This is a genomic window from Vibrio sp. 11986-1-5, from assembly GCF_963878025.1.
In the GTDB taxonomy this organism is placed as follows: Bacteria; Pseudomonadota; Gammaproteobacteria; order Enterobacterales; family Vibrionaceae; genus Vibrio; species Vibrio injensis.
The window spans coordinates 465,255-488,999 of record NZ_CAWNVW010000011.1 but is presented as its reverse complement, the minus strand read 5'-3'; the positions used below and the strand labels follow the sequence as shown (position 1 = coordinate 488,999).

The following is a 23,745-nucleotide window of genomic DNA, read 5'->3' as shown; positions in this document are numbered from 1 at the left end:
AAAAAGATGGGCGATTCTACCTCGCACTCTAGTAAAACAGCAACTAACAGAAACCAAGCAAACGTTTTCGTGATATTTTTATTTTGCTGTCAGTAAGCCTATGCATCTTCGCGAATCCTTGATTCTCACTTTGTCTGATCGCCTGCTTACTAGACAAACTATCCCAAAAAATATCGCTTAAATAGCTCAGATAATCAGCAAGGGAAGTGTGATTGCGGTCGCGGATCTGTCCTCAAAAAATTCTTTCTGTTAGAATCTGAGCCCAAGTTAATTAAGTGGTATTACGTTATGTCAGATAACCGCAATGCAAACAGCCAAAAGAAAGTGATTGTTGGCATGTCAGGTGGCGTGGATTCCTCCGTTTCAGCCTATCTTTTACAACAACAAGGCTATCAAGTTGAAGGCTTGTTTATGAAAAATTGGGAGGAAGATGATAATGAGGAATATTGTACTGCCGCTGAAGATTTAGCGGATGCACAAGCGGTCTGTGACAAGCTAGGCATTTATCTGCATACCATTAATTTTGCTGCTGAATATTGGGATAATGTCTTTGAGTATTTCTTAGCTGAGTACAAGGCTGGAAGAACGCCTAATCCAGATATTCTTTGTAATAAAGAGATCAAATTTAAAGCCTTCCTTGAGTTTGCCGATGAGGTACTCGATGCAGATTATATTGCCATGGGTCATTATGTGCGTCGTACGTTCCCTACTCAAGGCGAAAAGCCACAAATGCTGCGTGGTTTAGACAGTAATAAAGATCAAAGTTATTTCTTATATACGTTAAGCCATGAGCAAGTGGCGCGCAGTTTATTCCCCGTTGGTGAGCTAGAAAAACCTGAAGTTCGTCGTATTGCTGAAGAGCAAGGGCTCATTACTGCGAAAAAGAAAGATTCTACAGGCATCTGTTTTATTGGTGAGCGCAAATTTACCGACTTCTTATCTCGCTATTTACCAGCACAACCGGGTAAAATTGAAACGCCGGAAGGTAAAGTAATTGGTGAACACCAAGGACTGATGTACCACACTCTAGGACAGCGTAAAGGTTTGCATATCGGTGGCTTAAAAGACGGTAGCGAACAACCTTGGTATGTGGCAGAAAAAGATTTACAGCGTAATGTGTTGATTGCCGTGCAAGGCGCTGATCATCCATTATTAAAATCTCAGGGTTTATTGGCTTCTCAACTGCATTGGGTCTCTCGTTGCCCCATTACCGAGCCAACACGCTGCACTGTGAAAACTCGTTATCGTCAAACGGATATTGCTTGTACCATTATTCCGATTGATGAACAAAACATCAAAGTGATGTTCGATGAACCTCAAATTGCGGTTACCCCAGGACAATCTGCCGTATTCTATCAAGGTGAAGTCTGTCTCGGTGGTGGAATCATTGAACAGCGCATTTCTTAGTTAACTGTAGGAGTATTTACGTGGCTAACACCAACTACGACCGTACTATCGCCTTTGCTGGAATGTGCCAAGCCGTGGCTTTGGTTCAACAAGTGGCAAAAAACGGTCACTGTGATTCAGACGCGTTTGCAACCTCACTCCAAGCCATCATCAACCTTAATCCAAGCAATACCGTGGATGTGTTCGGCAATGAGGCCAATTTAAAAGTTGGCCTTCAATGTCTCGTTAATGGGATTGATAGTACACCATCAGGAAGTGAGGTAACCCGCTATCTGATCAGCTTGATGGCTTTAGAACGTAAATTAAATACGCGACGCGATGCCATGTCACAACTTGGTGACCGTTTACAGATGTTGGAGCGTCAAGTAGAACACTTTGATCTACTTGATGACACCATGATCAGTAATCTTGCGAGTGTTTATCTGGATGTGATTAGCCCTATTGGGCCACGGATTCAAGTGACTGGCACTCCAACGGTATTACAACAAACTGCCAACCAACAAAAAGTACGGGCTTTACTACTTTCAGGTATTCGCTGCGCAGTGCTTTGGCGTCAAGTCGGTGGTAAACGCCGCCATTTAATTTTTGGTCGTAAAAAGATGATCGAACAAGCTCAACTCTTGTTAACAAGACTGTAATGCTTGGCTTAATTCTTATTCACCTTCATTTTTAACTCACACTCCAGGAGAATAACATGGAACTGTCAGCATTGACTGCTGTTTCACCGGTAGATGGCCGATACGGAAGTAAAACGATTGCGTTACGCAGTATCTTCAGTGAATATGGTCTCCTCAAGTACCGTACTATCGTTGAAATACGTTGGCTACAAAAGCTGGCCGCGACTGCAGAAATTAGCGAAGTCCCTGCATTTAGCCAAGCAGCCAATCAATTTCTTGACCAACTTGCTGAAAACTTTAGCGAACAAGATGCGCAACGTATCAAAGATATTGAACGTACCACCAATCACGATGTAAAAGCGGTAGAGTACTTCTTGAAAGAGAAAGTTGCGACAGTTCCAGAACTTCACGCCGTTAACGAATTCATCCATTTTGCTTGCACCTCTGAAGACATCAATAATACTTCGCACGCGTTAATGCTTAAAGAAGCGCGTGACACCGTCATTCTGCCTGAAATTCGTCGTATTATTGATGCTATCCGTCTACTGGCTGAAGAGTATCGTGATATTCCTCTTCTATCTCGTACTCATGGTCAACCGGCTTCTCCTTCAACCATGGGCAAAGAGATGGCGAATGTCGCCTATCGTATGGAACGCCAATATAAGCAAATCGCAAGTATTGAAATTCTAGCGAAGATTAACGGTGCCGTGGGTAACTATAATGCGCATCTTTCTGCTTATCCTGAGATAGATTGGCACAAATTCAGTGAAGAATTTGTCTGTGAGTCACTGGGCGTCAATTGGAATCCCTATACAACACAGATTGAACCACATGATTATATTGCTGAACTCTTTGATGCTATCGCTCGTTTTAATACTATCTTGATCGATTTTGATCGTGATATCTGGGGATACATTGCTCTTGGTCACTTTAAACAAAAAACTGTTGCGGGCGAAATTGGCTCTTCAACCATGCCTCATAAAGTGAACCCCATCGATTTTGAAAACTCGGAAGGTAACTTAGGCTTAGCTAACGCCATCTTTACTCATCTTGCGCAAAAACTGCCGATTTCACGCTGGCAACGTGACCTAACCGATTCTACCGTGTTACGTAATCTTGGTGTGGGTGTGGGTTATGCGATCATCGCTTATTCTTCAACCTTAAAAGGCATCAGTAAACTAGAAGTCAATCGCGACGCGCTTTTGGCTGAACTTGACAAAAACTGGGAAGTCTTGGCAGAACCCATTCAAACCGTGATGCGCCGCTATGGTATTGACCAGCCGTACGAAAAACTCAAAGAGTTAACTCGGGGTAAACGCGTTGATGGCGAAGCGATGCGCCAGTTTATTGATGGTCTAGAATTGCCAGATGCAGAGAAAGAGCGTCTTAAACAGATGACGCCAGCCAGTTATATCGGCTACGCTATCGAGTTAACTGATCAACTGTAAGTCATCACTTGACCAGACTAAAAAGGACTTCTTAAAGAAGTCCTTTTTTGTTGATGCGCCCCGTTACTGCTTTTGAAAAAACAGGGTAATTTTACCAACTTCAATGCCAAATTTTTTAATTTTGGTAAGGTTGAACATGTGACGATCGTCTTGTCGATACATCCAATCATCAAACAGTACTTCAATATCTCGACTCTCGGTACTCAATAAAAATGAGTAACGCCAGTGCAATGCATTACCGACTTCTTTACCTCGAGCTTGACCAATAATATCGTCAGCTTCACCGCGATATTCACCCTCTCCGGTACGAGTGATCACCCAAATACGCTGACTCTCCTCACCATCGTCGAAAATAAAGTCTTCGACTAAAGTCAGCACATCCCCCTCTACCGAGCCTTCGATCAAGACTTCAAAACGTCGTGTTTGTTTATCGGTATAATCTTGCACCATCCCCCAAGCGTGGGTTGTGCCTGTAAAATAGTTGAACAGATCAAACTTTGGCTCTACATCCTGATAATCATTGATGTCTGTTGAACAGCCGACCAACACCAGTGCAACACTTAACCAAAGAGCTTGCCAATACTTTTTCATCCGCGCTTTCCTACCAGTTGATTTCTTAATCTAGGGTAATCACTCCGTGGTGATAACCAAATAGCCAAAAATGCTTCATTCATCTGCGGATCGGTTATCTCACCACGAACGTGTTTATCTGTTGGTGTTGGAAAATACCACAGCTGTCCATGTTGCCCGTCAGAGACATACACCAGACGCTGTTCGCTTTCCACCGTTGGAAATAGGTGGCTTAATTGACCCATCCATGACTCAATGTTTTTTGCAGAGTAGCCAAGCTTTTGCCACTGCTTTTCGGTAGCTTCTAATAGTTGTTCACGACGAATCGTACGTAAGTAATGGATCTCTAAAGCCAGAGGATGAGTCGCTACTTCTTGACCGGACTGCTTCTGGTACTGACCATCTGGTGAACGCAGCTGGGAATGATAAACATCCCAAAATAACCACGACAGCGTAGCCTGTCCAACCACTGGCCAATCACGCCAAGCATCCCGCATTTCTGGTTGCGGTTTATCCACTTCTGCTCTCAACGGAAGGGGCAACATCATGACGAGCAAAAGCGAAATACGCATAACCCGTTTATATACGCTGAGCATTCCTTGCATGATTAAATACCTTTAATAAACACCATGTGAGCCCCGACCATTGGATAAATAAAATGCCCATTACGGTCAGAACCGTCCATTGAAAATCCACGGCCGCAAATCGATAACCCGCCCAATAGCTGACCGCGCCACCTAAACCACCTAGGATAATGATCCAGCGTGATGAATAATGCTGAATAGCTGGGATAAGCAATCGAGCGTACCAAGCAAAACCACACCATAGGATGACTAACCAGAGTGGGATCGGATAATCGGAGGGAAAGATAAACACTCCGATAGCACCATTAATTACGTCCAATAATACACCTGCCGCAGCGAGCAGTATTACTTGAAAAAGCGAGGTTAGCTGGGTATATGCCATACTAAGCCAAGCGATGATCACCAACATCAATGTCAGCCATTGCCAATCGGTTTGGCCCCAGACAGCACTCCACCAAATAACTTCGAACAGTAATGAAGGCAGCAACAGTCCACGCATCAGGCGCCCTTTTGGAAGGTCATATGAATCGTACTGATTGTCCGGGCCTGAAAACCGCCTTCGCAGTAGCAGAGATAATAACGCCACATACGAATAAATCGCTCATCGTAACCTAACCGTTGTACCTCTGGTAATGCCGCTTCAAAGCGCGAACGCCAATCGGCTAAGGTATGGGCGTAATCTAGCCCAATATCAAAAACATTGCGCACCACCAGATTACTAAACCGAGTTGCCATTTGAGTTAAAGCGGTAATCGACGGTAAAAAGCCACCAGGGAAGATGTATTTTTGAATAAAATCAACATTATTACTGTAATAGTCATAACGTTGATCGGTAATGGTGATCGCTTGAATCGCCATTAAGCCTTGCGGTTTCAATAGCTGATCACACTGTTGGATATAAGATTTTAAATAGGCCTTACCAACCGCTTCAATCATCTCAATAGAGACTAATTTATCAAACTGCCCCGTAAGCTGACGGTAATCTTGTTTTAATAAGGTAATTTGATCGGTTAAACCCAGCGACTCAACTAATGCCTGTGTGTAGGCAAACTGCTCTTCAGAAATGGTCGTCGTGGTGACCTTACAACCATAAGTTTGTGCCATATAGATCGCCATCGCTCCCCATCCTGTGCCAATTTCTAACACATGATCAGAGGCTTGCAGCTCTAGCTGCTGACACAAACGCTCCATTTTATTCAATTGAGCTTGCTCTAAACTGTCATCACTGTTTAGATAAAGCGCGCTAGAGTAGAGCATTCTTTTATCTAAAAACGTTTGATACAGGTCATTACCGAGATCATAATGCGCTTCGATATTTTGTTTGGCTTGGCCAAGAGAGTTACGTTTTAACCAATGGCCTAATTGATTGAACCAGCGCATCACAACACTGCTTTGTGCTTCCAGCTTATCGAGCGCAGCTAAATTCCGTGCCATTAATTCCATCACCGCAGTCAGATCAGGACTGTCCCACCAGCCATCCATGTAGGCTTCTGCTGCAGCAATACTGCCACCCTTGAGTAAACGAGCATAAAAATGGGGATGTTTCACCTCTATCGTCGCGTGAATCTGCCCCTCTTGAGCCGGACCGAACTGCTCAATACCCACTTCATTGAATGACTCTTTAATGGTTAAACAGCCAATTTGCATTAGGTTAAGAGACTTGAATGCCATTGCCCGCGCCCCTTTTTGTAATACAGACAGCGTTTTAGGCATAGCCAAAGAAGAAGAGTGTGACATTAGCGTTTCTCCTTATTATTTTTGTTGAGTGACGATGAGCCTGGATGAGCATAAAACGGCGCTCCTTTCATCCATAACTTCAACGCATGCCAATAAATCCCCACCATTACTTTAATCGTCATAATTGGTGTTTTAATTAATAGTTTTAACAACTGAGCAGAGGTAAAAGGCTGTGCTTTTAAAGTCAGTGTCGCATCAAATTCTTTATGCTGACGATGGCACTCCAAATGCACCATTAAGCCTTGATTGAGCGGTTTGAGTTTCCAAACATACTGCTGCTCAATCGGGTTAAAAGGCGAAACATGAAAAGCTTTTGCATGTTGCCAATACTGATTATCGACCCCAGCCTCTGCCGGTAACGCATAGTAGTGACGCTCATTCCACGGTGTATTACTCACCTCTGCCAATAAATAGCACCACTCTCCTTGTTGATCATACAAGTAATAAAAATTGACTGGGCTAAAATAGAGCCCGAGGTAGCGCAAATGGACCACAGCTAGGACTTTACCATCGATGTGCTGACCAGTAAGTTCATGAACTTTTTCTTGTACCGCGGCTTTCAAATCGCCTTGACCAAGATAATCTTGACGACGAAAACGGGCCCAATGCCACCATTTTTCACCCAGTCCCCACACTTTTTTTTGCAGCTCAGGCCACTGATCTAAGTCAATCGCGGGCATAAAAAGTGGATACGTCAGCTCGTGCGTCACTGGCGATAAACGCCGATGACGCACATGGCCAACCATCAACGAACTGCTTACTCCGCTCTCTTTACTGTGCATTACGCCGCTCCTTGCTGAGCGATATCCGGCTGCGCACTAAGGCGAGTGACAACGTCTAATGCGCTTTTCACGCCATCTTCATGAAAACCGTTATGCCAATAAGCGCCACAGAACCAAGTGTGATTGACGCCACTGATCTCTGCTTTGCGTTGCTGGGCAGCAATCGCGGCACGGTTAAATACCGGATGATGGTAAGTAAATTTACGCAGCACTGTATTAGGATTGATATTTTCACTGCTATTTAAGGTGACACAGAACGTTTCCGAGCTGTTAATATGTTGAAGTATGTTCATGTTGTACGTTAAAGCTGGTAAACGAGTCTCTTGATCAGCCTCACCTGCTAAACGATAGTTCCACGATGCCCAAGCCGCTTTTCGCTTTGGTAGTAAGCTGGTATCCGTGTGTAAAATCACTTCATTGGCTTGATAACCCATTGCACCGAGTAATTCACGCTCAAGATGATTAGCATCCGATAATAAAGCTAAGGCTTGATCGCTATGACAAGCAAAAATCACCTCATCAAAGTGTTCTATCTTGCCATGCACTTGCAGTTCAATACCTTGTCCGCTCCGTCGCAACCACTCAACAGGAGCATTGAGACGAATCTTATCGCGAAAACCTTTGGTTAACGGTTCAATATACGCTCGAGAACCACCTTCAATCACATACCACTGAGGGCGATCCGTAATATCTAATAGGCCATGATTGAGGAAAAAACGCAAAAAAAACGTCAGAGGGAAAGCACGCATATCGGCCAATGAAGAAGACCATATCGCCGCCCCCATCGGTAAAATATAGTTTTCACAGAAATAACCCGAGAACTGATGATGATGCAAAAATTCACCAAGAGTTTGAACACTATCTTCCGCATCATGAGCCGCCGCTTTAGCCAGTCGATTGAAACGCAAAATTTCGCGAATAAAACGATAAAAGCTTGGCTTAAACCAATTACGCTTTTGAGCAAACAGAGTCGTGATGGTATGACCATTATATTCCAATCCATTGGCATCATTACGCACACTAAAACTCATTTGTGTTGCAACGCCACGTATACCAATTTCATTCATCATTTGTATGAAATTTGGATAAGTGCGATCGTTATATACGATGAACCCCGTATCAATCGCATAACACTGACCGTTTAGTTCAACATCTACTGTAGCGGTATGCCCACCAATATAATCATTCGCTTCAAAAATCGTTACATCATGCTGTTGATGCAAATAATGCCCACAAGTGAGCCCTGATATACCACTTCCAATAATGGCTATTTTCATTGTTCTGTCCTTCTATGCGCCAACCAATCGCTTGACAATAGCGTGCTGCCAGCGGTAAGGCAGTGCTGCGATTAAACGAATTATCCAAGTAAATACCGCAGGGAAATAAATGCTCTGTTTACCTTTCGCCAACCCTTGTCTAATAGCGGCAGAGGCTTGTTCAACAGTAATGATCATTGGCATCGGAAAGGTATTTTTATCGGTCAGAGGGGTAGCAACAAAACCTGGAAAGATGGTCGAAACCTCTACCCCTTTCATCTGCCAATCTAATCTTAACGTCCGGGCTAAGTAGTTGACCGCCGCTTTTGAAGCGCCATAAGCTTCTGCCCTTGGCAGTGGAAGTTCACTAGCAATAGAGCCAACAAAAGCCACTCGATGCCCTTGAGCTAGATAAGGTTGAATGCCCTCAATACAATGCGCGATACCCAGAACATTCACCTCAAAAACACGGCCTAATAATGCAGAGTCCATCAGGCCATCATCGATGTATTCACAACTTCCAGCATTAAGAATCCAAAGCGTTGGAACCATCGGCAAGGAAGATAAAGCGTCGATTGTGGCCTGACGATCAGTGACATCTGCGATCAGAATTTCAATCCTTGGGTATTCAGCTTGTAATGCCTGCAATGCCGTCAAATTGCGCCCACAGGCAATGACAGACCAACCTTGTTGCGCATAATCTTTAGCAAGCTGCAAACCTATGCCTGAACTGGCTCCGGTGATCAAGACACTATTCATTGGCCTAACCTCCGTTTCACTGCACGAACTAAGCTACCTAGTAGCGGTAATTGCTCGTAGAGCATTTCACCGAGATCAAAATAATCTCGATGATAAATGACTTTATCATCTTGAAATTTAATCTGACTCATACCCTGGACATCAATTACTCGACCACTGGCAAGCTTAGGATGCTGTAAGTGCATCGTCCAGACGAGAAAAGCCGTTTGTTCAATTTGATGTTGTTCATGGATAATAAATTCACACCGCTGTACATTCTGATAAAGGTTAACAAAGTAATCATGTAAACTTTCTAGACCTTCAATACGGTGTGCAGGGTCAGCAAAAACCACGTCTTGATGGTAGATTTCTGGCAAACGATGCAAAGTGTGCTTACTGAGCTGACAATAGAATTGACCAACCGTTTGAACATCCATGTGTAACCTCATAGTTATACAAAATAATTTTTCGTACAATGTAATGATAAGATAGTGCATTCTATAAAGTTGTACAAAAAAAAATTTGTACAACTTTATAGGTTAAGATACGACATGAAGAGATAAAACGATCAATTACGAGAAAAGAAAAACCAGCCCGAAGGCTGGTTAGTCAATGATAAATAATAAATTAAGAGTTACGCAATGCGGCAATACGTTTATCTAGCGGAGGATGACTCATTAGTAACTCCGTCACAGTACGCTTACCGTTAATACCAAATGCCATCATTGAACCTTCAAGCTGCGACTCATGACTCATTTTCAAACGCTCTAAAGCAGCAATCATTTTGTGTTTACCGACCAACTGAGCCGCCCCTGCATCAGCATGAAACTCACGATGGCGGCTGTACCACATAGTGATAAAGCTGGCTAAGAAACCAAATACCAATTCAAGAGCAATGGAAACGCCAAAATAGACCATGGTGTTACTGCCCTCGCCCTCATCTGAATTTCGCGAAGCGACAATATTGGCGATAAAACGTGACAGGAAAATAACGAAAGTGTTCACAACGCCCTGCATTAATGTCATGGTCACCATATCACCATTCGCAATATGACTGACTTCATGAGCCAATACCGCTTCAGCTTCATCTCTTGTCATATTGTGTAGCAGACCCGTCGATACGGCGACTAACGAGTCGTTACGCTTTGCGCCTGTAGCAAAAGCGTTCATATCTGGCGCATCGTAAATAGCCACTGTTGGCATACCAATACCGGCTTGCTGCGCTTGACGGCTGACGGTTTGCAATAACCAATGCTCCATCTCATTACGTGGCGTTTCAATCACTCTGCCCCCAACCGAGCGCAGTGCCATGCTTTTTGACATAAGAAGTGAAATAAATGAACCACCAAAACCAAATACCGCAGCTAAGACTAACAAGCCAGACAAACTGCCATGCTGAATGCCGGTTGTCGCATAAACGATATTCAGAACAACACTGAGCACCAGCACAACAGCTAGGTTGGTTGCTAAGAATAAAAATACTCGCTTCATTACTTCTCTCCAAATAGGATGTTTTGATTAATTGTACCGATGATACCGTTCATATATCAGCCAACTTTTACTTTTATATAGAGATAGTGTTATCGATTTAATATTCAAGGTTAAGTGCTAAATTGCAACATTTAATGTCCGAGAAATTAACCAACAGATCCGATCAGTAAAAAGTTAGACTTTGGTCTTATTGAGAGGCGTAGTTAAAGCGATTAGATTGATCTAAGTCAATGGCTATACGCAAACTATTTGCAGATTCAGCTAAAAAGCGGGTATGTCACAACAAGCAAAGGAAACTATCATGGCCGAAGTCAATAGCTACCAAATGGCAATCGATTTATTATGTTGTCATCTAGGATTAACCGTTGAAGAAGCAAAACAACAATTGGGCATTACCACTCAGCCAACCATTCAAACCCCAGTGAGTGATATCCAACAATCGCTACTCGGTTTATCACAAGATAAATAGTCACCGTTCTCAAAAAAGCCGCCAATCGGTTCAATTCGAATGGCGGCTTTTTGTTTTGATTGTACTTCGATGTTAAACGTTAGCTTGCCACTCACTGCGCAAGGTTTTCGCCGCTAACACCAAGTTGGTCAATGCGGCTTCAACTTCCGGCCAATTACGCGTTTTTAAACCGCAGTCTGGATTCACCCACAAACGTTCTACGGGGATTTTTTCTGCGGCTTTACGCAGTAAATCTTCTATCCATTGTTGTGCAGGGATGTTGGGTGAATGAATATCATACACACCAGGGCCAATCGCATTGGGATAACTAAACTCCTCAAAGGCTTTAAGTAGCTCCATATTTGACCGTGATGTTTCGATAGTGATCACATCTGCATCTAATGCTGCCACCGCATCGATAATTTCATTAAATTCGCTGTAACACATGTGAGTATGAATTTGTGTTTCTGGACGAGCCACCGCCGCAGAGATCTTAAAAGCATCCACCGCCCACGACAGATACGCTTGATGATCGCGTTTTTTCAGCGGCAAGCCTTCACGAATCGCCGGCTCATCAATCTGAATAATATTGATGCCCGCATCTTGCAGATCGGCAACCTCATCACGTAAAGCCAGTGCTAATTGCTGAGCTATCTGCTGACGAGAAATATCTTCTCGTGGGAATGTCCAACATAAAATGGTCACAGGCCCAGTTAACATCCCTTTCATCTGCTTGCTGGTTAATGACTGAGCATAAGTCGACCAACCTACTGTAATTGGCTGCGCTCTTTCAATATCGGCAACCACAATCGCTGGCTTAACGCAGCGCGAACCATAACTCTGTACCCAACCAAATTGCGTAGTTTGAAAACCAGCGAGATTTTCTGCAAAATATTCCACCATGTCATTACGTTCAGCTTCGCCATGTACTAATACGTCTAACCCTAATGCTTCTTGACGCTGCACCGCATCGGCAATATGCCCTTTAAGCGCTTGCTCGTACTGCGCTTGGGTTAATTTCCCTTGTCGATAAGCGCTGCGCTCAGCACGGATATCACCCGTTTGTGGGAAAGAGCCAATCGTTGTTGTTGGTAGCAATGGTAAACCTAACACTTCTTGCTGATGATACGCTCGCTCACTGTATGGCGCACTTCGCTCGGTCAGAGCTTGATCAATACTATTGACACGTGCTTGGACTCGAGGCTTATTAACATGCAGGGCACTTTTTCGCTCGACAATCGGTAAACTATAGGTATCACAAGCTAAGATCGCCGCTTGATCGCCATCTAGCGCTTTCGCGAGTAAAGCCACTTCGGTAATTTTTTGCTTGGCAAAAGCAAACCAGCTGCGCACCTCCGCTGATAGGCTTGACTCTAAATCCAAATCCACCGGGCTGTGTAATAAAGAACAAGAACTGGCTAGCCAAAGCTTATCGCCTAACTGTTCTTTCACCGGTTGTAATAAGGTCAATAATGAAGCCAAATCCGCTCGCCATACGTTGCGACCATTGATGACTCCTGCCGATAACACCCAATCTTGAGGTAGCTTGTCGATGACGTTGTTTAATTGTTGGGGCGCAGCTGAAAGATCGATGTGCAAACCATTGACCGGTAATTGAATAATGTTATCTAACGTATCGACCACCGAATCAAAGTACGTGGTGAGTAATAGTTTTACCTCCCCTTGTAGCACTTGATAAGCTAATTTAAATGCATCTTGCCATTTTGGCTCTAACTCAAGGGCTAGAATCGGTTCATCAATTTGTACCCACGTCACCCCCTGTTTGGCTAATTTAGCCAAAATAGCTTGATACGCCGTTAATAGTCTCGGTAACAAACTCAGGCGATCAAATCCTTCTTCGACCTCTTTCCCCAAATATAAGTAGCTTAATGGCCCAAGTAATACTGGTTTGACTTGATGGCCAGCTTTAATCGCCTCATTGACTTCATCAAACAACTGCGGCCAACTGACTTCAAAACTATCATCAGCACTAAACTCCGGCACAATATAATGATAATTGGTGTTAAACCACTTGGTCATATCCGAGGCCGCACTGCCACTGCAACCACAGCTATTTTGCGATTGACCACGACCGACACGAAATAAAGTATCAATATCTGGAAAACCATCACGATGACGCTTAGGCACATGACCAAGTAATAAAGTGGTCGTTAACACATGATCATACCAAGCAAAATCACCAGCCGTGACAAAACTTAATCCTGCTTCTTTTTGCCATTGCCAGTTTTGTTGTCGAATGTCACTGCCTAGCTGTTGCAATTGATTTTGCGTTATCTCACCTCGCCAGTATTGCTCTAAAGCGAACTTCAATTGACGTTTTTCGCCGATACGTGGGTAGCCTAGAATATGAGTCGTCGTTGCCATGGTCGTTATCCTTTTGATCATTGATTTTGTCAGACACCGCCACACTAAAAGATGTCTGGATGTCCAAACTATCTCGCTAATCAATCACTGACACAATCGCCAATTATTCAACTTGTTTATTAATTAAATTCATATTGAGACTTGATAACTTCACTTCTTTAAATAACAAATAGCCATCTAGATGTTTACAGCTCCAAAAAAACAACGTAAGTTAAATAGTCATAGACAAAAATAAAGATAAAAATGACGGTGGCGCATGATAGAACTTAAACATTTAAAAACCTTAGTGTCGCTGCGTGAGACAGGATCGCTAACCGCAACCGCAACCAGTCTCCACTTAACGCAATCGGCTCTATCGCATCAAATCAAAGATCTCGAAGCACGGATTGGAGGACAACTATTTTTGCGCAAAACACGTCCGGTCCGTTTTACTTCTGAAGGGAATATTCTGCTTAAGGTCGCTGATGAAGTGCTACCAAGACTGGCAAAAGCCGAAAATGAACTGGCCAGTCTAAAAGAAGATGTTAATGGCCGATTACACATGGCGATTGAGTGCCATTCATGCTTTCAATGGCTGATGCCCGCGCTACGTGAATATCAAATTGCTTGGCCGAGCGTTACTCTCGATTTTTCTTCTGGTTTTGGATTTGAGCCTCTCCCTGCATTATTGGCGGGAGAGCTTGATTTAGTGATCACTTCAGATATTTTGCCTCGCTCTGAAGTACACTATGAACCGCTGTTTGATTTTGAAATGCGTCTCATAACGGCAACCAATCATCCACTAGCCGATAAAGCGTTTATTAGCGCGCAAGATTTAGCCGATCAAACCATGCTGAGCTATCCGGTACAAAAACAGCGCTTGGATGTCGTAAAGCTCTTTTTACAACCAGCAGGAATTGAACCAGCAAAATGGAAACAAGCCGATAACACCCTGATGTTAGTGCAAATGGTCTCTGCGGGATTAGGCGTTGCGACCTTACCGAATTGGGCAATCAGTGAATTTTCCCGTCAAGGATTGATCACCAGTAAACCGTTGGGGAATGGCTTGTGGCGCAGGCTATTTGCCGCAACTCGTCACAGTGAAAAAGACAAACATTATCTGCAAGCCTTTTTTGCTATCGCTCGTCAACAATGCAAAAGCCACCTCGATGGCATCAAGATGGCTTAAAAACTGATTAATTTGTAAAAACTAATAGGTTTGTAAAATTAGACCGCTTTAAACTGGTTGGTGAGAGGGTCGTATCTAAAACCCAAGTTCTGTAGCTTACCAACCACGTGTTCTTCATTCATCTCATACATGGAAACTAATTCGCCCAAGCTATCACATTCAAGCCGAAGCTTTTCATTTACAATACCGAGTAAAATAGCATCGTCAAGACGGCTCACATTGCTTAAATCCATCATCATGCTCCTCTATCATCACACGCCTTATTAACAAGCTTAGTCGTAATTAGCGGAATGAAAAGTGAACCGTCTCGCGAAACTCTGCCAATTATAAATAAAGATGATGGAAGCCAGTCGCAGCGGCCAAAAGCAAGCCTTGGGCAACAATCAACTGTCCTTTGTTCACAGGTTTCACCAATAATAAGTGCCAACACCAAGCAACAATCCCTATTACTAGCAATAAAAAACTGATTAATAGAGGCTGAGTCAATGCTGACAAAGATGGCGCATCGAGTTGATAGGCATAAGGAACAATACAGAGTGTTGCGATCATCGCTGACACAATACCCACCACCGGTAATAAACGATGAAAAGCTTGTAGACGTGTACGAGCGATCGTCAGTAAAAGATGCCCCAATATTGCGCCTAGTAAAAAGATCAAACTGAACAAAGACAAGCTGGCAGACATATTGACAGCATCAAAAATCAAAATCGCAACAAAAGCTAACACTAAACCATCTGCCAGATACATTACCCACAACGGCCCTTCTTGACGTGTTTTTTTAGTTTGTACCTGCGAGTAAAAATAAAGCAAAGCAAATACGACTAAAAATGCCTCAACTTTTAATGACGCAACAGCAAGCCACAGAATGGCAAGTACAGGCAGTACTTTATGTACTCGCCCTCGTTGTCCCGGACAAATATCACCTTTGACCAACACTAGCGTCAATAGTATTTGCGCACCTAACAACATAGGAGCCATCACACTCAGTAGAGAATAAAGCATAAGATCTTCGTTACGTAGTTAAAAATGGACGAAGATGATAACAAAAGCGTCGTACATCTGCCTACCTCGATGTTAAAACTGATAGTTGTATCATTCTTATTGATTCGATTCGTTATTCTCATCGAGGATCATAAATATCTAGCGCCATCATGAACAACTTCTTGTTTATAGTACGGAAAAAATCATGAGGTCACTATGAACACACGAATAATGGTTGGGCTAATTTCCCTTTCTTTACTGGGTTGTATCTCTCACCACCCTACTACACCTTTACAAGCCGATCAGCGATGGGTAACGGGTCAATTAGAGAATGGCTTAACCTATCATCTGTACCCTGATCATCATCAACCTGTTTCCATTCGTTTTTATGTCCATGCTGGGTCACTACAAGAAAGTCCTGAACAATCCGGCTACGCGCATTTCGTCGAACATATGGCCTTTAATGGCAGTATCCATTACCAACATAATGATGTGATTAAGATGGTGCAGCAGACCGGAGCCAGCTTTGGGGCCGACCTGAATGCATTTACTAGCTACAAAGAAACCGTCTATAGCCTAGATTTGCCGGATAACCTAGCGATAGACAAAGCATTACTCTGGTTTAGAGATATTGCCGATGGTCTACATTTTACGCCGCAAGAAGTTGAAAAAGAAAAAGGTGTGATCATGGGTGAATTTCGTTATCGAATGAGTGACGATAAACCATTTGAACAAAAATTTTATGAGCAATTAATCGCAAAAACGATTTATGCTCAACATGATGTGTTAGGAACACGAGATAGTGTTCAACAAGCGACTCCTGAACGCCTAAAAACCTTTTATCAAACGTGGTATCAACCTCAATTAACAGAAATTGTCATTACGGGTAATGTCACTCTTGAGCAAGGTGAAAAATGGATTCAAGAGTACTTTGCTAACTGGCAAGCAGGTGAGACACCTCGCCCAATCCATCCAAGTAAAACAAAATTGGATACACAAGATTTTATTGATTATGTCGCGACTGGTGAACACCCAAGTTTTTCTCTGTTAATCGATCGTGGAGAACATCGTATTACCAATCACGAACAGTTAATCAATCATCGTCTAGATAATATTGCTGAACAACTGATCTCTTATCGACTTGCTGCCGAGTTTAATCAAGCCGCACAAGTTCATACTCAATTACATGCGATCAGTTATCGTATACTTGATCAACGCTATTCTCTGATCAGTGTGGCTTTTCCTTACCAACAAAGAGGCATGGTCACCGACCTTACCTTATCAACATTATCGTCACTCCGTGATTTTGGCGTCAGCGAGCAAGAGCTACTGGCGGTACTTCATTCGTACCAAGACGACCTCCTGTATGCAACTCAAAATAAGCATAATCGGTTACCCCCTGAACATGCGAATGATCGAGTTTGGGCTATCTCTAACCAAGAGGTATTATCAAGCGAACTCGACTTCCAGCATGGCCTTAAACAATTACTCAGCAAAGCTTCTGTTGAAGAGGTCAATCGTCACTTAAAACAGTTACTACGTAGTGATGCCACTATCATTATTGGTGCTGATCGACAAGAAACTTTATCCAAACTCACCAATCAACGAGGTCATATACAAAAAACCAAGCAACGCCGTGGGATAAAAACTGAAATAGCCGACATTAATCCTGCATTGTATCAACCCATACAACAAGGAGAGATTATTAGCTCACAGTCTATCAACACCGACCCTGATATTGTTCATTGGCAATTAGAAAATGGTGTGGATGCTTATTTATTAAGAACATATAGTGGGAAAAAAAAGCTGCAACTTTTTTACTCTAGCTTAGGTGGTTACGCTGCTTTACCCAATGACCTATTTTATGCAACCGATATTTCACCGACCGTTCTGATGCAATCGGGTTTGGGTGACATGAATGGAGCACAAACGGACAGCTACTTGAAACGCAAAAACATGTCGATGGCGACCTTTATTGATAGCACCTCACACTGGTTAAGATTGGAAATGAATCAAAAGGATTTAGATGAAGGGTTCGCCATGATTCACCAGTTCTCTACACGGCCAAATCTTGATCTAATAAAACTGGATACGACCAATCAGCAACACAGAGCTAACTTAAGTCAGTTTGTGGCGACGCCCCTTGGCCAACTCATTAAAACCGTTAGCCATGATTCTTATAATCCGAGCAGTGCCCATTGGTTTAGGGATACTCAAGATCAACCGACCCCGACGGCAGATCAAGTCATGCAAGTGCATCAACAACTCTTTCAGCAAGGTAACTTTACTTTGGTTATCGTTGGCGATGTGACTCCCTCGACCATCACTCCCTTATTACGTCAATATATTGCTAATATTCCACTAGCGCCAGCGCAACCACTTAGACTTACTGCGGACTATTCAACCTCCATCAGTTCACAATTAGAATTACCGATAAATACAGACAACCACACTCTGATTGTTCATCGTTATATTGCTGCTGATTCCTCAGTCAAAAGCGCAAAAACCGTGTTCCTAGAAGACATGCTCTATCGCCTAGCGACACAAAGATTATTAGCCAACATTAGAGAAAATAAAGGGTTGGATTATACCCCTGAGGTTATCCCACTCAATAAGGATAGTGAACCGAGTTCTGACTGGTCATTTATTACCACCATTGATTCAGCTTATGTTGAGCAAACACAACAAGCGGTTCAGGAAGTTATCGAGAGTTTAACGCAGCATATCAGCCAAGAAGAAGTACAAACTGTCGCGAAACAACTCATCGTAGATTTAAAACTATTACAAGATAAACCAGAACAAATGGCATCAATGCTTAGCCGCTACCTTATTCATGGTTATGGTATTGAATCGCTAATGAATATCGAAGATACGGCGAATAGCGTTCGTGCTGAAGAGATGCAGCATCGAGCAAAGCAAATGTTTGGTGATACAAGTATCAAACAAATCAGTATCATGACACCTAAACAGAGCGGTTAATCGAGTAGCCGAAGACAACACAGCGACTGACCCGAGAAACTCAAACGACTTGGAGTTGCAGATAGGTGGCAAGTAAGTTTATCCCCATGAGCATAGACATGCTACAGGATTAGGCTGAACGAACATGGTCAACACCGCTGCAGCTTCAAGTAGGAAGGGAGTAGAGCCGTCAGGCTTGTCAGGGGTATCTAGAGGAAAACGACACTAAGTGATCACAAAAACGGTTGTCTTTCTGCTAAATGCAGCAAGACATCCGTCTGAGTCAGTAAGCCCTTATATTTATCTCCATCCACCAAAACCCAAGGAAACGGGGTTTCATTACTGATTAATTCCGAGATTTTATCTTGTTTGGTGTCCGCATTAAGTTGGGTAAAATGAACTTGCATCAACTGGTTAACAGGTCGTCGCCAAATCGCAGCTTCACGCATCGTTTCCAATTCGGTTCCCATCGTCGGCGTTAAGTGCAAATTTAACGTCTCTCTCTGCACAATTCCAACACAAACCCCTTTATTGATAACTGGTAGTGCGTCGGTTTGTGTCACTTTAAAATACTTGTCAACCAAAGAAAGAGGCTCACTCGGATCAAGATGTGGTTTGCCTTTAAATAAATGGATTAAGCTGGTTTTCTTTTGTTGCTGATCAGATTTAGTATCGATTCCTACTAAGTTTTGACGATAATTTTTCGCTTGATGTAGTGACGTAAAAGGCAATGGTTTAGAAAAAAAATAGCCTTGCATATAATCGACACCCAATGACTTCAATACGGTCATTTCTTGTTCAGTTTCAACCCCTTCTGCAACAACCTTAATCCCTAGACTATGACATAAGCCAATGATCATATTTACTATTTTGCATTTATTACTACCAAGCTGAATATCAGTAACAAACTCACGATCGATTTTTAAATAATCAAAATGGCAATCACTTAAATAAGTAAACGAAGAATATCCGGTACCAAAATCATCAATCGCAACGGTTACACCTTGTTCACGCAGTGATTTTAATGCGTTAGCTTGCTTTGACTGGCTATCGAAATAAGCACTTTCGGTTAACTCTATGGTGATGGATTGTGGGCTATCGGTGTAATTTTCTATCATCTCTAAAGTGTTGGTTAATATTTGTACCGCATCCATTTTGCTATTAAAAGAGCGATTAATGGTTAATCCAATATGTTGCCCAAACAGCATTTTAATTTTGGGTAAAGCCTGCAGAGAAAGAATACCGACCGTTCTATCTAACTCGCTGATCAAGTTAAGATCCTCAGCAATACTGATCATTTCTTGAGTTGTGAATGCATTATCCTTAGTGGCTTTAAAACGGCATAATGCTTCAAACTTTACGATTTCCCAAGTTTTGGTATCGACGATGGGTTGATAATGAACCTCGAGATCCCTTTCAGAAATCGCTTTGCTCACTAAATCCTCTAAGGATTTGCGACGCTTAACTTGTTGATGTATTTCACTGTGATAGAAACTAATCGTTTTCGACTCACCGGCATGTTGTTCAAGCATCGCTTGCATAGCATGAGTGACCATTCTAGCTGGTGTTTTGGCATCTAATTCTAAAACCGACACGCCAATACGACCACCAATCACCGTTGCATATATTTCAGATTCTTTCTTTAAGTCTTGCATGAAACGTCGAATGGCATGTTGAATTTGTCGAAAATCTGTCGTTTTTTGACACTTAGTACACGCTAAACACACAGCATAAATATCTTTACCAACGTAACCTGTCAGTTTGGCTTCTTCGCTATTAACCAAGAAATTAGACAACATGACCATCTCAGCATGGCGATGCTCCGTCGAAAATTGAGGCTGAAAAACAAGCACAATTAATGTTGTATCTTCTTGATTTTCTTTCTGGTAGATACTCAGTAAATCTTTAAATTTCTCTTCCGTTGGCAATTGGGTCAGCAGATCAATTTCGCCTAATGGCATATCAGCTACTCGATAAAGGCTTTCTGACAAATCCAAAGTCATCCCTAAAAAAAATACCCGACCATCCTGTAAAGTAATTTTCTGAATGGTTAACTCTTGTGGCGAGATTTTTCCTGATGCGAGACGATTTAAAATAACCCCGCTCCAAGTACCATAATGATTAATGTCATGCCACATAGATTGATAAAAGTCGGCTGAGTGCTTTTGACTATTAAAAATACTGGCCTTTAAACCGAGTAATTCGCTTTGTTTAAAACCCGAATATTGCTCAAAATAACGGTTACACGCTAGGATTCTCGTATCCTGATCAGTCAGCATAAATCCATGATGTGTGTTATCAAAGAGGTCTTCAAATAACTTAGCTAATGCTCTTACCGAACCGAGTTTTATTAATGGTTGTATGGTTCCTTTCAGTAAAACGGCAGAAATCCGCTCAATGAAAAATTCGACATAAATTAGCGTTTTTTCAGCAATAACCAGACTGCAATTGAAATAATGACTCTCACCCGTTTCAATCACATACTTAAAACAACGCTTCATTTCAGCCGCTTTACTCGGCGTCATATAACGTAAAATATCTTTAATATTAGTCGTAGAGTGCTGCATAGAAAACAAGTGATTGAGCATTGCTTGATCACAAATAAACTCGTGAGTTTCAATGTTTAGCGACCACGCAATAGCGCTATATCCCACATTAGTAGGGTGTTTTGAGGACTTCTTCTGTAAGCATTCTTGAGAATCTACTTGTGTCATAATTATCCCAGCCTTGAGCCTAACTGACGTTCCTGAACAAGTCATACTCACCATGAAGTAATAAACTTGCACGAATAAAAACTACTTGCATACTAATTAATGTAGACCATGTCACAGAAAATGACCCAAAAAATCTCTTAATTTGACTTCAAAAGATTTTTAACTTTTTAGTCAATACGTTGACGAACATGTTTCATTAAAAAATGGTCTACATATAACTGAGCAGGTTCCCCTAGATACTACTGATACAAGTCGTTATAATGCGCGGCTCATCTATCAGAGGTTAAAATATGCACAGCAATATCACTCCTATCCATCACTATAAAAAATACTGGGCTGAATGCTTTGGAACGGCACCCTTTCTTCCTACCAGTAAGCAAGAGATGGATGCGCTAGGATGGGATAGCTGCGATATCATTATTGTCACTGGCGACGCGTATGTTGATCACCCTAGTTTTGGGATGGCGATCATTGGCCGCTTGCTAGAAGCGCAAGGTTTTCGGGTCGGTATCATTGCTCAGCCGGAATGGCATAATAAAGAGGCTTTTATGGCTCTGGGTAAGCCAAATCTCTTTTTTGGCATCACCGCAGGTAACATGGACTCGATGATTAACCGCTATACCTCTGATAAAAAACTACGTCATGATGATGCTTATACACCAAATAATGAAGGTGGAAAGCGCCCTGATCGCGCAACCTTAGTCTATTCTCAACGCTGCCGAGAAGCTTATAAAGATGTCCCATTAGTCTTAGGTGGTATTGAAGCGAGCTTACGCCGCGTTGCTCATTATGATTATTGGTCTGATAAAGTTCGTCGTTCGGTGCTGTTCGATGCCAAAGCTGATATTTTGTTATTTGGTAATGCGGAACGCGCTTTAGTCGAAGTTGCCCATCGTTTGGCTAATGGTGACGCTATTACTGAGATGACCAATATCCGTGGCACGGCGGTTATCCTACCTGCCGCACCCGACCATTACACGATTATTGATTCTTCACGGATTGAAAAACCGGGTAAGGCGTTTGTACCGATAAATCCTTATGCGGTAGAGGCTCAGTGTGAGACAAATCAGGAAAAAGAAGCCGAAGCGAAGCCAATCACCATTCGTCCCTCTCGTCACGATGCAGCAACGACAGCCGTACGTTTACCAGCCTTTGAAAAACTGAATAATGACCGGATCTTATACGCCCATGCGAGCCGCGTGTTGCATTTAGAAACTAATCCCTATTCGGGACGTGCATTAATTCAGCGCCATGGTGATCGTGAATTGTGGGTCAACCAAGCCCCAATTCCACTCACCACCGAAGAGATGGATTACGTATTTGGATTAAATTACGCTCGAGTGCCTCATCCTCAATACGGCCAAGCCAAAATCCCCGCTTACGATATGATCAAAACCTCGGTGAACATTATGCGCGGCTGTTTTGGCGGCTGTTCATTTTGTTCCATTACCGAGCATGAAGGACGTATTATTCAAAACCGCTCAAAAGAGTCGATCCTCAATGAGATGGAAGAAATTCGCGATAAAGTGCCTGGGTTTACGGGGACTATCTCTGATCTAGGAGGTCCAACCGCCAATATGTACCGTTTGGGCTGTAGCGATCCTAAAGCAGAAATGAACTGTCGTCGTCCGTCGTGTGTTTTTCCGGGTATTTGCCATAAACTCAATACTGATCATAAACATACGATTGATCTTTATCGTGAAGCGCGCAAGGTAAAGGGCATCAAAAAAGTGATGATTGCTTCTGGTGTACGCTATGATTTAGCGATTGAGTCTCCAGAATATGTGCGTGAATTGGTCACTCACCACGTGGGCGGTTATCTAAAAATTGCTCCTGAACATACCGAAAAGAACCCTCTCGATCTGATGATGAAACCGGGTATGGGCACTTATAACCGTTTTAAAGAGATGTTTGAGAAATACAGTGCTGAAGCAGGTAAAAAACAGTATTTAATCCCTTACTTTATTTCTGCTCATCCGGGCACCGAGGATGAAGACATGCTCAACCTCGCGTTGTGGTTGAAATCCAATAATTATCAATGTGATCAGGTACAAAACTTCTACCCATCACCGATGTGTAACGCGACAGCAATGTATTACTCCGAAACCAACCCATTAAAACGAGTCAAGTACAAAAAACGGGAAGAGGTGACTGTCGCTAAAGGTGAGCGCCAACGTCGATTGCATAAAGCATTACTACGTTATCATGACCCACTTAACTGGCCTTTGATCCGTGAAGCTCTGATTAACATGGGCAAGAAACATTTAATCGGAGACAAAGCAACCTGTTTAGTACCCGCTGATGATGTTGACGCTCGCACTCCAGCCCAGCGGCGTAAGTCTGGCCGCCACGGCGCGAATCGATTTGCGACCAAACATACCAATACCCAACCTGGGTTTGATGCTCTACGCAGTAATGCTAAACCTCATACGGCTAAAAATACATCATCGCCTAAAGGGAA

General features: G+C 42.7%; 19 protein-coding genes and 1 pseudogene. 7 read left to right on the top strand and 13 right to left on the bottom strand.

The annotated features are described in order from the left end of the window. Window positions 1-288 precede the first annotated feature (288 nt). From mnmA to purB, 3 genes are read left to right on the top strand one after another with little or no spacing between them, the layout of a single operon-like run. A complete protein-coding gene (mnmA, locus tag AACS00_RS05200) occupies window positions 289-1,407 on the top strand; it encodes a tRNA 2-thiouridine(34) synthase MnmA (RefSeq protein WP_072669597.1) in 1,119 nt (372 codons plus the stop codon). Between the two features lie 20 nt (window positions 1,408-1,427). Next, a complete protein-coding gene (gene hflD, locus AACS00_RS05195) occupies window positions 1,428-2,045 on the top strand; it encodes a high frequency lysogenization protein HflD (RefSeq protein ID WP_072669598.1) in 618 nt (205 codons plus the stop codon). Between the two features lie 56 nt (window positions 2,046-2,101). Then, window positions 2,102-3,472 (top strand): adenylosuccinate lyase, encoded by a 1,371-nt coding sequence (gene purB / locus AACS00_RS05190; protein ID WP_072669599.1) that lies wholly within the window; start codon window positions 2,102-2,104, stop codon window positions 3,470-3,472. A 63-nt stretch (window positions 3,473-3,535) separates the two neighbouring features. Here purB and AACS00_RS05185 read toward each other — a convergent pair whose 3' ends face one another. The 9 genes from AACS00_RS05185 to htpX form a co-directional block, all read right to left on the bottom strand. After that, window positions 3,536-4,063, bottom strand: coding sequence for a DUF3833 domain-containing protein (locus tag AACS00_RS05185; RefSeq protein WP_072669600.1), 528 nt, complete (start codon window positions 4,061-4,063; stop codon window positions 3,536-3,538). Next, a complete protein-coding gene (locus tag AACS00_RS05180; RefSeq protein ID WP_240004047.1) occupies window positions 4,060-4,647 on the bottom strand; it encodes a hypothetical protein in 588 nt (195 codons plus the stop codon). Before AACS00_RS05180 ends, AACS00_RS05185 begins: the two co-directional genes overlap by 4 nt. After that, on the bottom strand, window positions 4,622-5,125 hold the full coding sequence (locus AACS00_RS05175) for a DUF2878 domain-containing protein (protein WP_072669601.1): 504 nt from the start codon (window positions 5,123-5,125) through the stop codon (window positions 4,622-4,624). Before AACS00_RS05175 ends, AACS00_RS05180 begins: the two co-directional genes overlap by 26 nt. Continuing rightward, window positions 5,125-6,363, bottom strand: a complete 1,239-nt coding sequence (locus tag AACS00_RS05170) for an SAM-dependent methyltransferase (protein WP_072669602.1) — start codon at window positions 6,361-6,363, stop codon at window positions 5,125-5,127. Before AACS00_RS05170 ends, AACS00_RS05175 begins: the two co-directional genes overlap by 1 nt. Continuing rightward, the gene (locus tag AACS00_RS05165; protein ID WP_110166707.1) at window positions 6,363-7,145 is read right to left on the bottom strand and encodes a DUF1365 domain-containing protein; all 783 of its coding nucleotides are present in this window, start codon (window positions 7,143-7,145) and stop codon (window positions 6,363-6,365) included. The genes AACS00_RS05170 and AACS00_RS05165 overlap by 1 nt, the downstream gene beginning before the upstream one ends. Continuing rightward, window positions 7,145-8,422, bottom strand: coding sequence for an NAD(P)/FAD-dependent oxidoreductase (locus tag AACS00_RS05160; protein ID WP_110166706.1), 1,278 nt, complete (start codon window positions 8,420-8,422; stop codon window positions 7,145-7,147). The genes AACS00_RS05165 and AACS00_RS05160 overlap by 1 nt, the downstream gene beginning before the upstream one ends. Window positions 8,423-8,434: 12 nt before the next feature. Further along, the gene (locus AACS00_RS05155; RefSeq protein WP_110166705.1) at window positions 8,435-9,160 is read right to left on the bottom strand and encodes an SDR family NAD(P)-dependent oxidoreductase; all 726 of its coding nucleotides are present in this window, start codon (window positions 9,158-9,160) and stop codon (window positions 8,435-8,437) included. After that, window positions 9,157-9,576: a nuclear transport factor 2 family protein gene (locus tag AACS00_RS05150; protein WP_110166704.1), complete on the bottom strand. Its 420-nt coding sequence runs from the start codon at window positions 9,574-9,576 to the stop codon at window positions 9,157-9,159. Before AACS00_RS05150 ends, AACS00_RS05155 begins: the two co-directional genes overlap by 4 nt. 190 nt (window positions 9,577-9,766) lie before the next feature. Then, window positions 9,767-10,630, bottom strand: a complete 864-nt coding sequence (gene htpX / locus AACS00_RS05145) for a protease HtpX (protein WP_072669607.1) — start codon at window positions 10,628-10,630, stop codon at window positions 9,767-9,769. A gap of 301 nt (window positions 10,631-10,931) precedes the next feature. Here htpX and AACS00_RS05140 point away from each other — a divergent pair, with 301 nt between their 5' ends. Further along, entirely contained in the window at window positions 10,932-11,099 is a 168-nt protein-coding gene (locus AACS00_RS05140; RefSeq protein WP_181397468.1) for a hypothetical protein, read from the top strand. Window positions 11,100-11,171: 72 nt separating this feature from the next. Here AACS00_RS05140 and metE read toward each other — a convergent pair whose 3' ends face one another. Beyond that, window positions 11,172-13,463, bottom strand: a complete 2,292-nt coding sequence (metE, locus tag AACS00_RS05135; protein ID WP_110166703.1) for a 5-methyltetrahydropteroyltriglutamate--homocysteine S-methyltransferase — start codon at window positions 13,461-13,463, stop codon at window positions 11,172-11,174. Between the two features lie 256 nt (window positions 13,464-13,719). Here metE and AACS00_RS05130 point away from each other — a divergent pair, with 256 nt between their 5' ends. Then, window positions 13,720-14,631 (top strand): LysR substrate-binding domain-containing protein, encoded by a 912-nt coding sequence (locus AACS00_RS05130; RefSeq protein ID WP_110166702.1) that lies wholly within the window; start codon window positions 13,720-13,722, stop codon window positions 14,629-14,631. 38 nt (window positions 14,632-14,669) lie between these two features. Here AACS00_RS05130 and AACS00_RS05125 read toward each other — a convergent pair whose 3' ends face one another. Together AACS00_RS05125 and AACS00_RS05120 are read right to left on the bottom strand one after the other, a co-directional pair. Beyond that, window positions 14,670-14,864 (bottom strand): DUF4250 domain-containing protein, encoded by a 195-nt coding sequence (locus tag AACS00_RS05125; RefSeq protein ID WP_040904231.1) that lies wholly within the window; start codon window positions 14,862-14,864, stop codon window positions 14,670-14,672. Between the two features lie 91 nt (window positions 14,865-14,955). Continuing rightward, window positions 14,956-15,633 carry a hypothetical protein gene (locus AACS00_RS05120; protein ID WP_110166701.1) on the bottom strand — a complete coding sequence of 226 codons (678 nt, stop codon included), beginning with the start codon at window positions 15,631-15,633 and terminating at the stop codon, window positions 14,956-14,958. A 195-nt stretch (window positions 15,634-15,828) separates the two neighbouring features. Between AACS00_RS05120 and AACS00_RS05115 the strand changes: the two genes are divergently transcribed. Next, window positions 15,829-18,591, top strand: coding sequence for a M16 family metallopeptidase (locus tag AACS00_RS05115; protein WP_072669611.1), 2,763 nt, complete (start codon window positions 15,829-15,831; stop codon window positions 18,589-18,591). A 212-nt stretch (window positions 18,592-18,803) separates the two neighbouring features. On the opposite strand, the gene AACS00_RS05110 is transcribed toward AACS00_RS05115, so the two are convergent. Further along, window positions 18,804-21,284, bottom strand: a complete 2,481-nt coding sequence (locus tag AACS00_RS05110) for a bifunctional diguanylate cyclase/phosphodiesterase (protein ID WP_110166700.1) — start codon at window positions 21,282-21,284, stop codon at window positions 18,804-18,806. Between the two features lie 290 nt (window positions 21,285-21,574). Between AACS00_RS05110 and AACS00_RS05105 the strand changes: the two are divergent. After that, a pseudogene (locus AACS00_RS05105) lies at window positions 21,575-23,743 on the top strand (YgiQ family radical SAM protein); the annotation flags it as partial. Between the last annotated feature and the right edge of the window lie 2 nt (window positions 23,744-23,745).

What these genes read in the sequence shown, in the direction of transcription:
- mnmA (WP_072669597.1), top strand. Translation starts at nt 289, where the DNA reads ATGTCAGATAACCGCAATGCAAACAGCCAAAAGAAAGTGATTGTTGGC.
- purB (WP_072669599.1), top strand. Translation starts at nt 2,102, where the DNA reads ATGGAACTGTCAGCATTGACTGCTGTTTCACCGGTAGATGGCCGATAC.
- AACS00_RS05185 (WP_072669600.1), bottom strand. Translation starts at nt 4,063, where the DNA reads ATGAAAAAGTATTGGCAAGCTCTTTGGTTAAGTGTTGCACTGGTGTTG.
- AACS00_RS05180 (WP_240004047.1), bottom strand. Translation starts at nt 4,647, where the DNA reads ATGCAAGGAATGCTCAGCGTATATAAACGGGTTATGCGTATTTCGCTT.
- AACS00_RS05175 (WP_072669601.1), bottom strand. Translation starts at nt 5,125, where the DNA reads ATGCGTGGACTGTTGCTGCCTTCATTACTGTTCGAAGTTATTTGGTGG.
- AACS00_RS05170 (WP_072669602.1), bottom strand. Translation starts at nt 6,363, where the DNA reads ATGTCACACTCTTCTTCTTTGGCTATGCCTAAAACGCTGTCTGTATTA.
- AACS00_RS05165 (WP_110166707.1), bottom strand. Translation starts at nt 7,145, where the DNA reads ATGCACAGTAAAGAGAGCGGAGTAAGCAGTTCGTTGATGGTTGGCCAT.
- AACS00_RS05160 (WP_110166706.1), bottom strand. Translation starts at nt 8,422, where the DNA reads ATGAAAATAGCCATTATTGGAAGTGGTATATCAGGGCTCACTTGTGGG.
- AACS00_RS05155 (WP_110166705.1), bottom strand. Translation starts at nt 9,160, where the DNA reads ATGAATAGTGTCTTGATCACCGGAGCCAGTTCAGGCATAGGTTTGCAG.
- AACS00_RS05150 (WP_110166704.1), bottom strand. Translation starts at nt 9,576, where the DNA reads ATGGATGTTCAAACGGTTGGTCAATTCTATTGTCAGCTCAGTAAGCAC.
- htpX (WP_072669607.1), bottom strand. Translation starts at nt 10,630, where the DNA reads ATGAAGCGAGTATTTTTATTCTTAGCAACCAACCTAGCTGTTGTGCTG.
- AACS00_RS05140 (WP_181397468.1), top strand. Translation starts at nt 10,932, where the DNA reads ATGGCCGAAGTCAATAGCTACCAAATGGCAATCGATTTATTATGTTGT.
- metE (WP_110166703.1), bottom strand. Translation starts at nt 13,463, where the DNA reads ATGGCAACGACGACTCATATTCTAGGCTACCCACGTATCGGCGAAAAA.
- AACS00_RS05130 (WP_110166702.1), top strand. Translation starts at nt 13,720, where the DNA reads ATGATAGAACTTAAACATTTAAAAACCTTAGTGTCGCTGCGTGAGACA.
- AACS00_RS05125 (WP_040904231.1), bottom strand. Translation starts at nt 14,864, where the DNA reads ATGGATTTAAGCAATGTGAGCCGTCTTGACGATGCTATTTTACTCGGT.
- AACS00_RS05120 (WP_110166701.1), bottom strand. Translation starts at nt 15,633, where the DNA reads ATGCTTTATTCTCTACTGAGTGTGATGGCTCCTATGTTGTTAGGTGCG.
- AACS00_RS05115 (WP_072669611.1), top strand. Translation starts at nt 15,829, where the DNA reads ATGAACACACGAATAATGGTTGGGCTAATTTCCCTTTCTTTACTGGGT.
- AACS00_RS05110 (WP_110166700.1), bottom strand. Translation starts at nt 21,284, where the DNA reads ATGACACAAGTAGATTCTCAAGAATGCTTACAGAAGAAGTCCTCAAAA.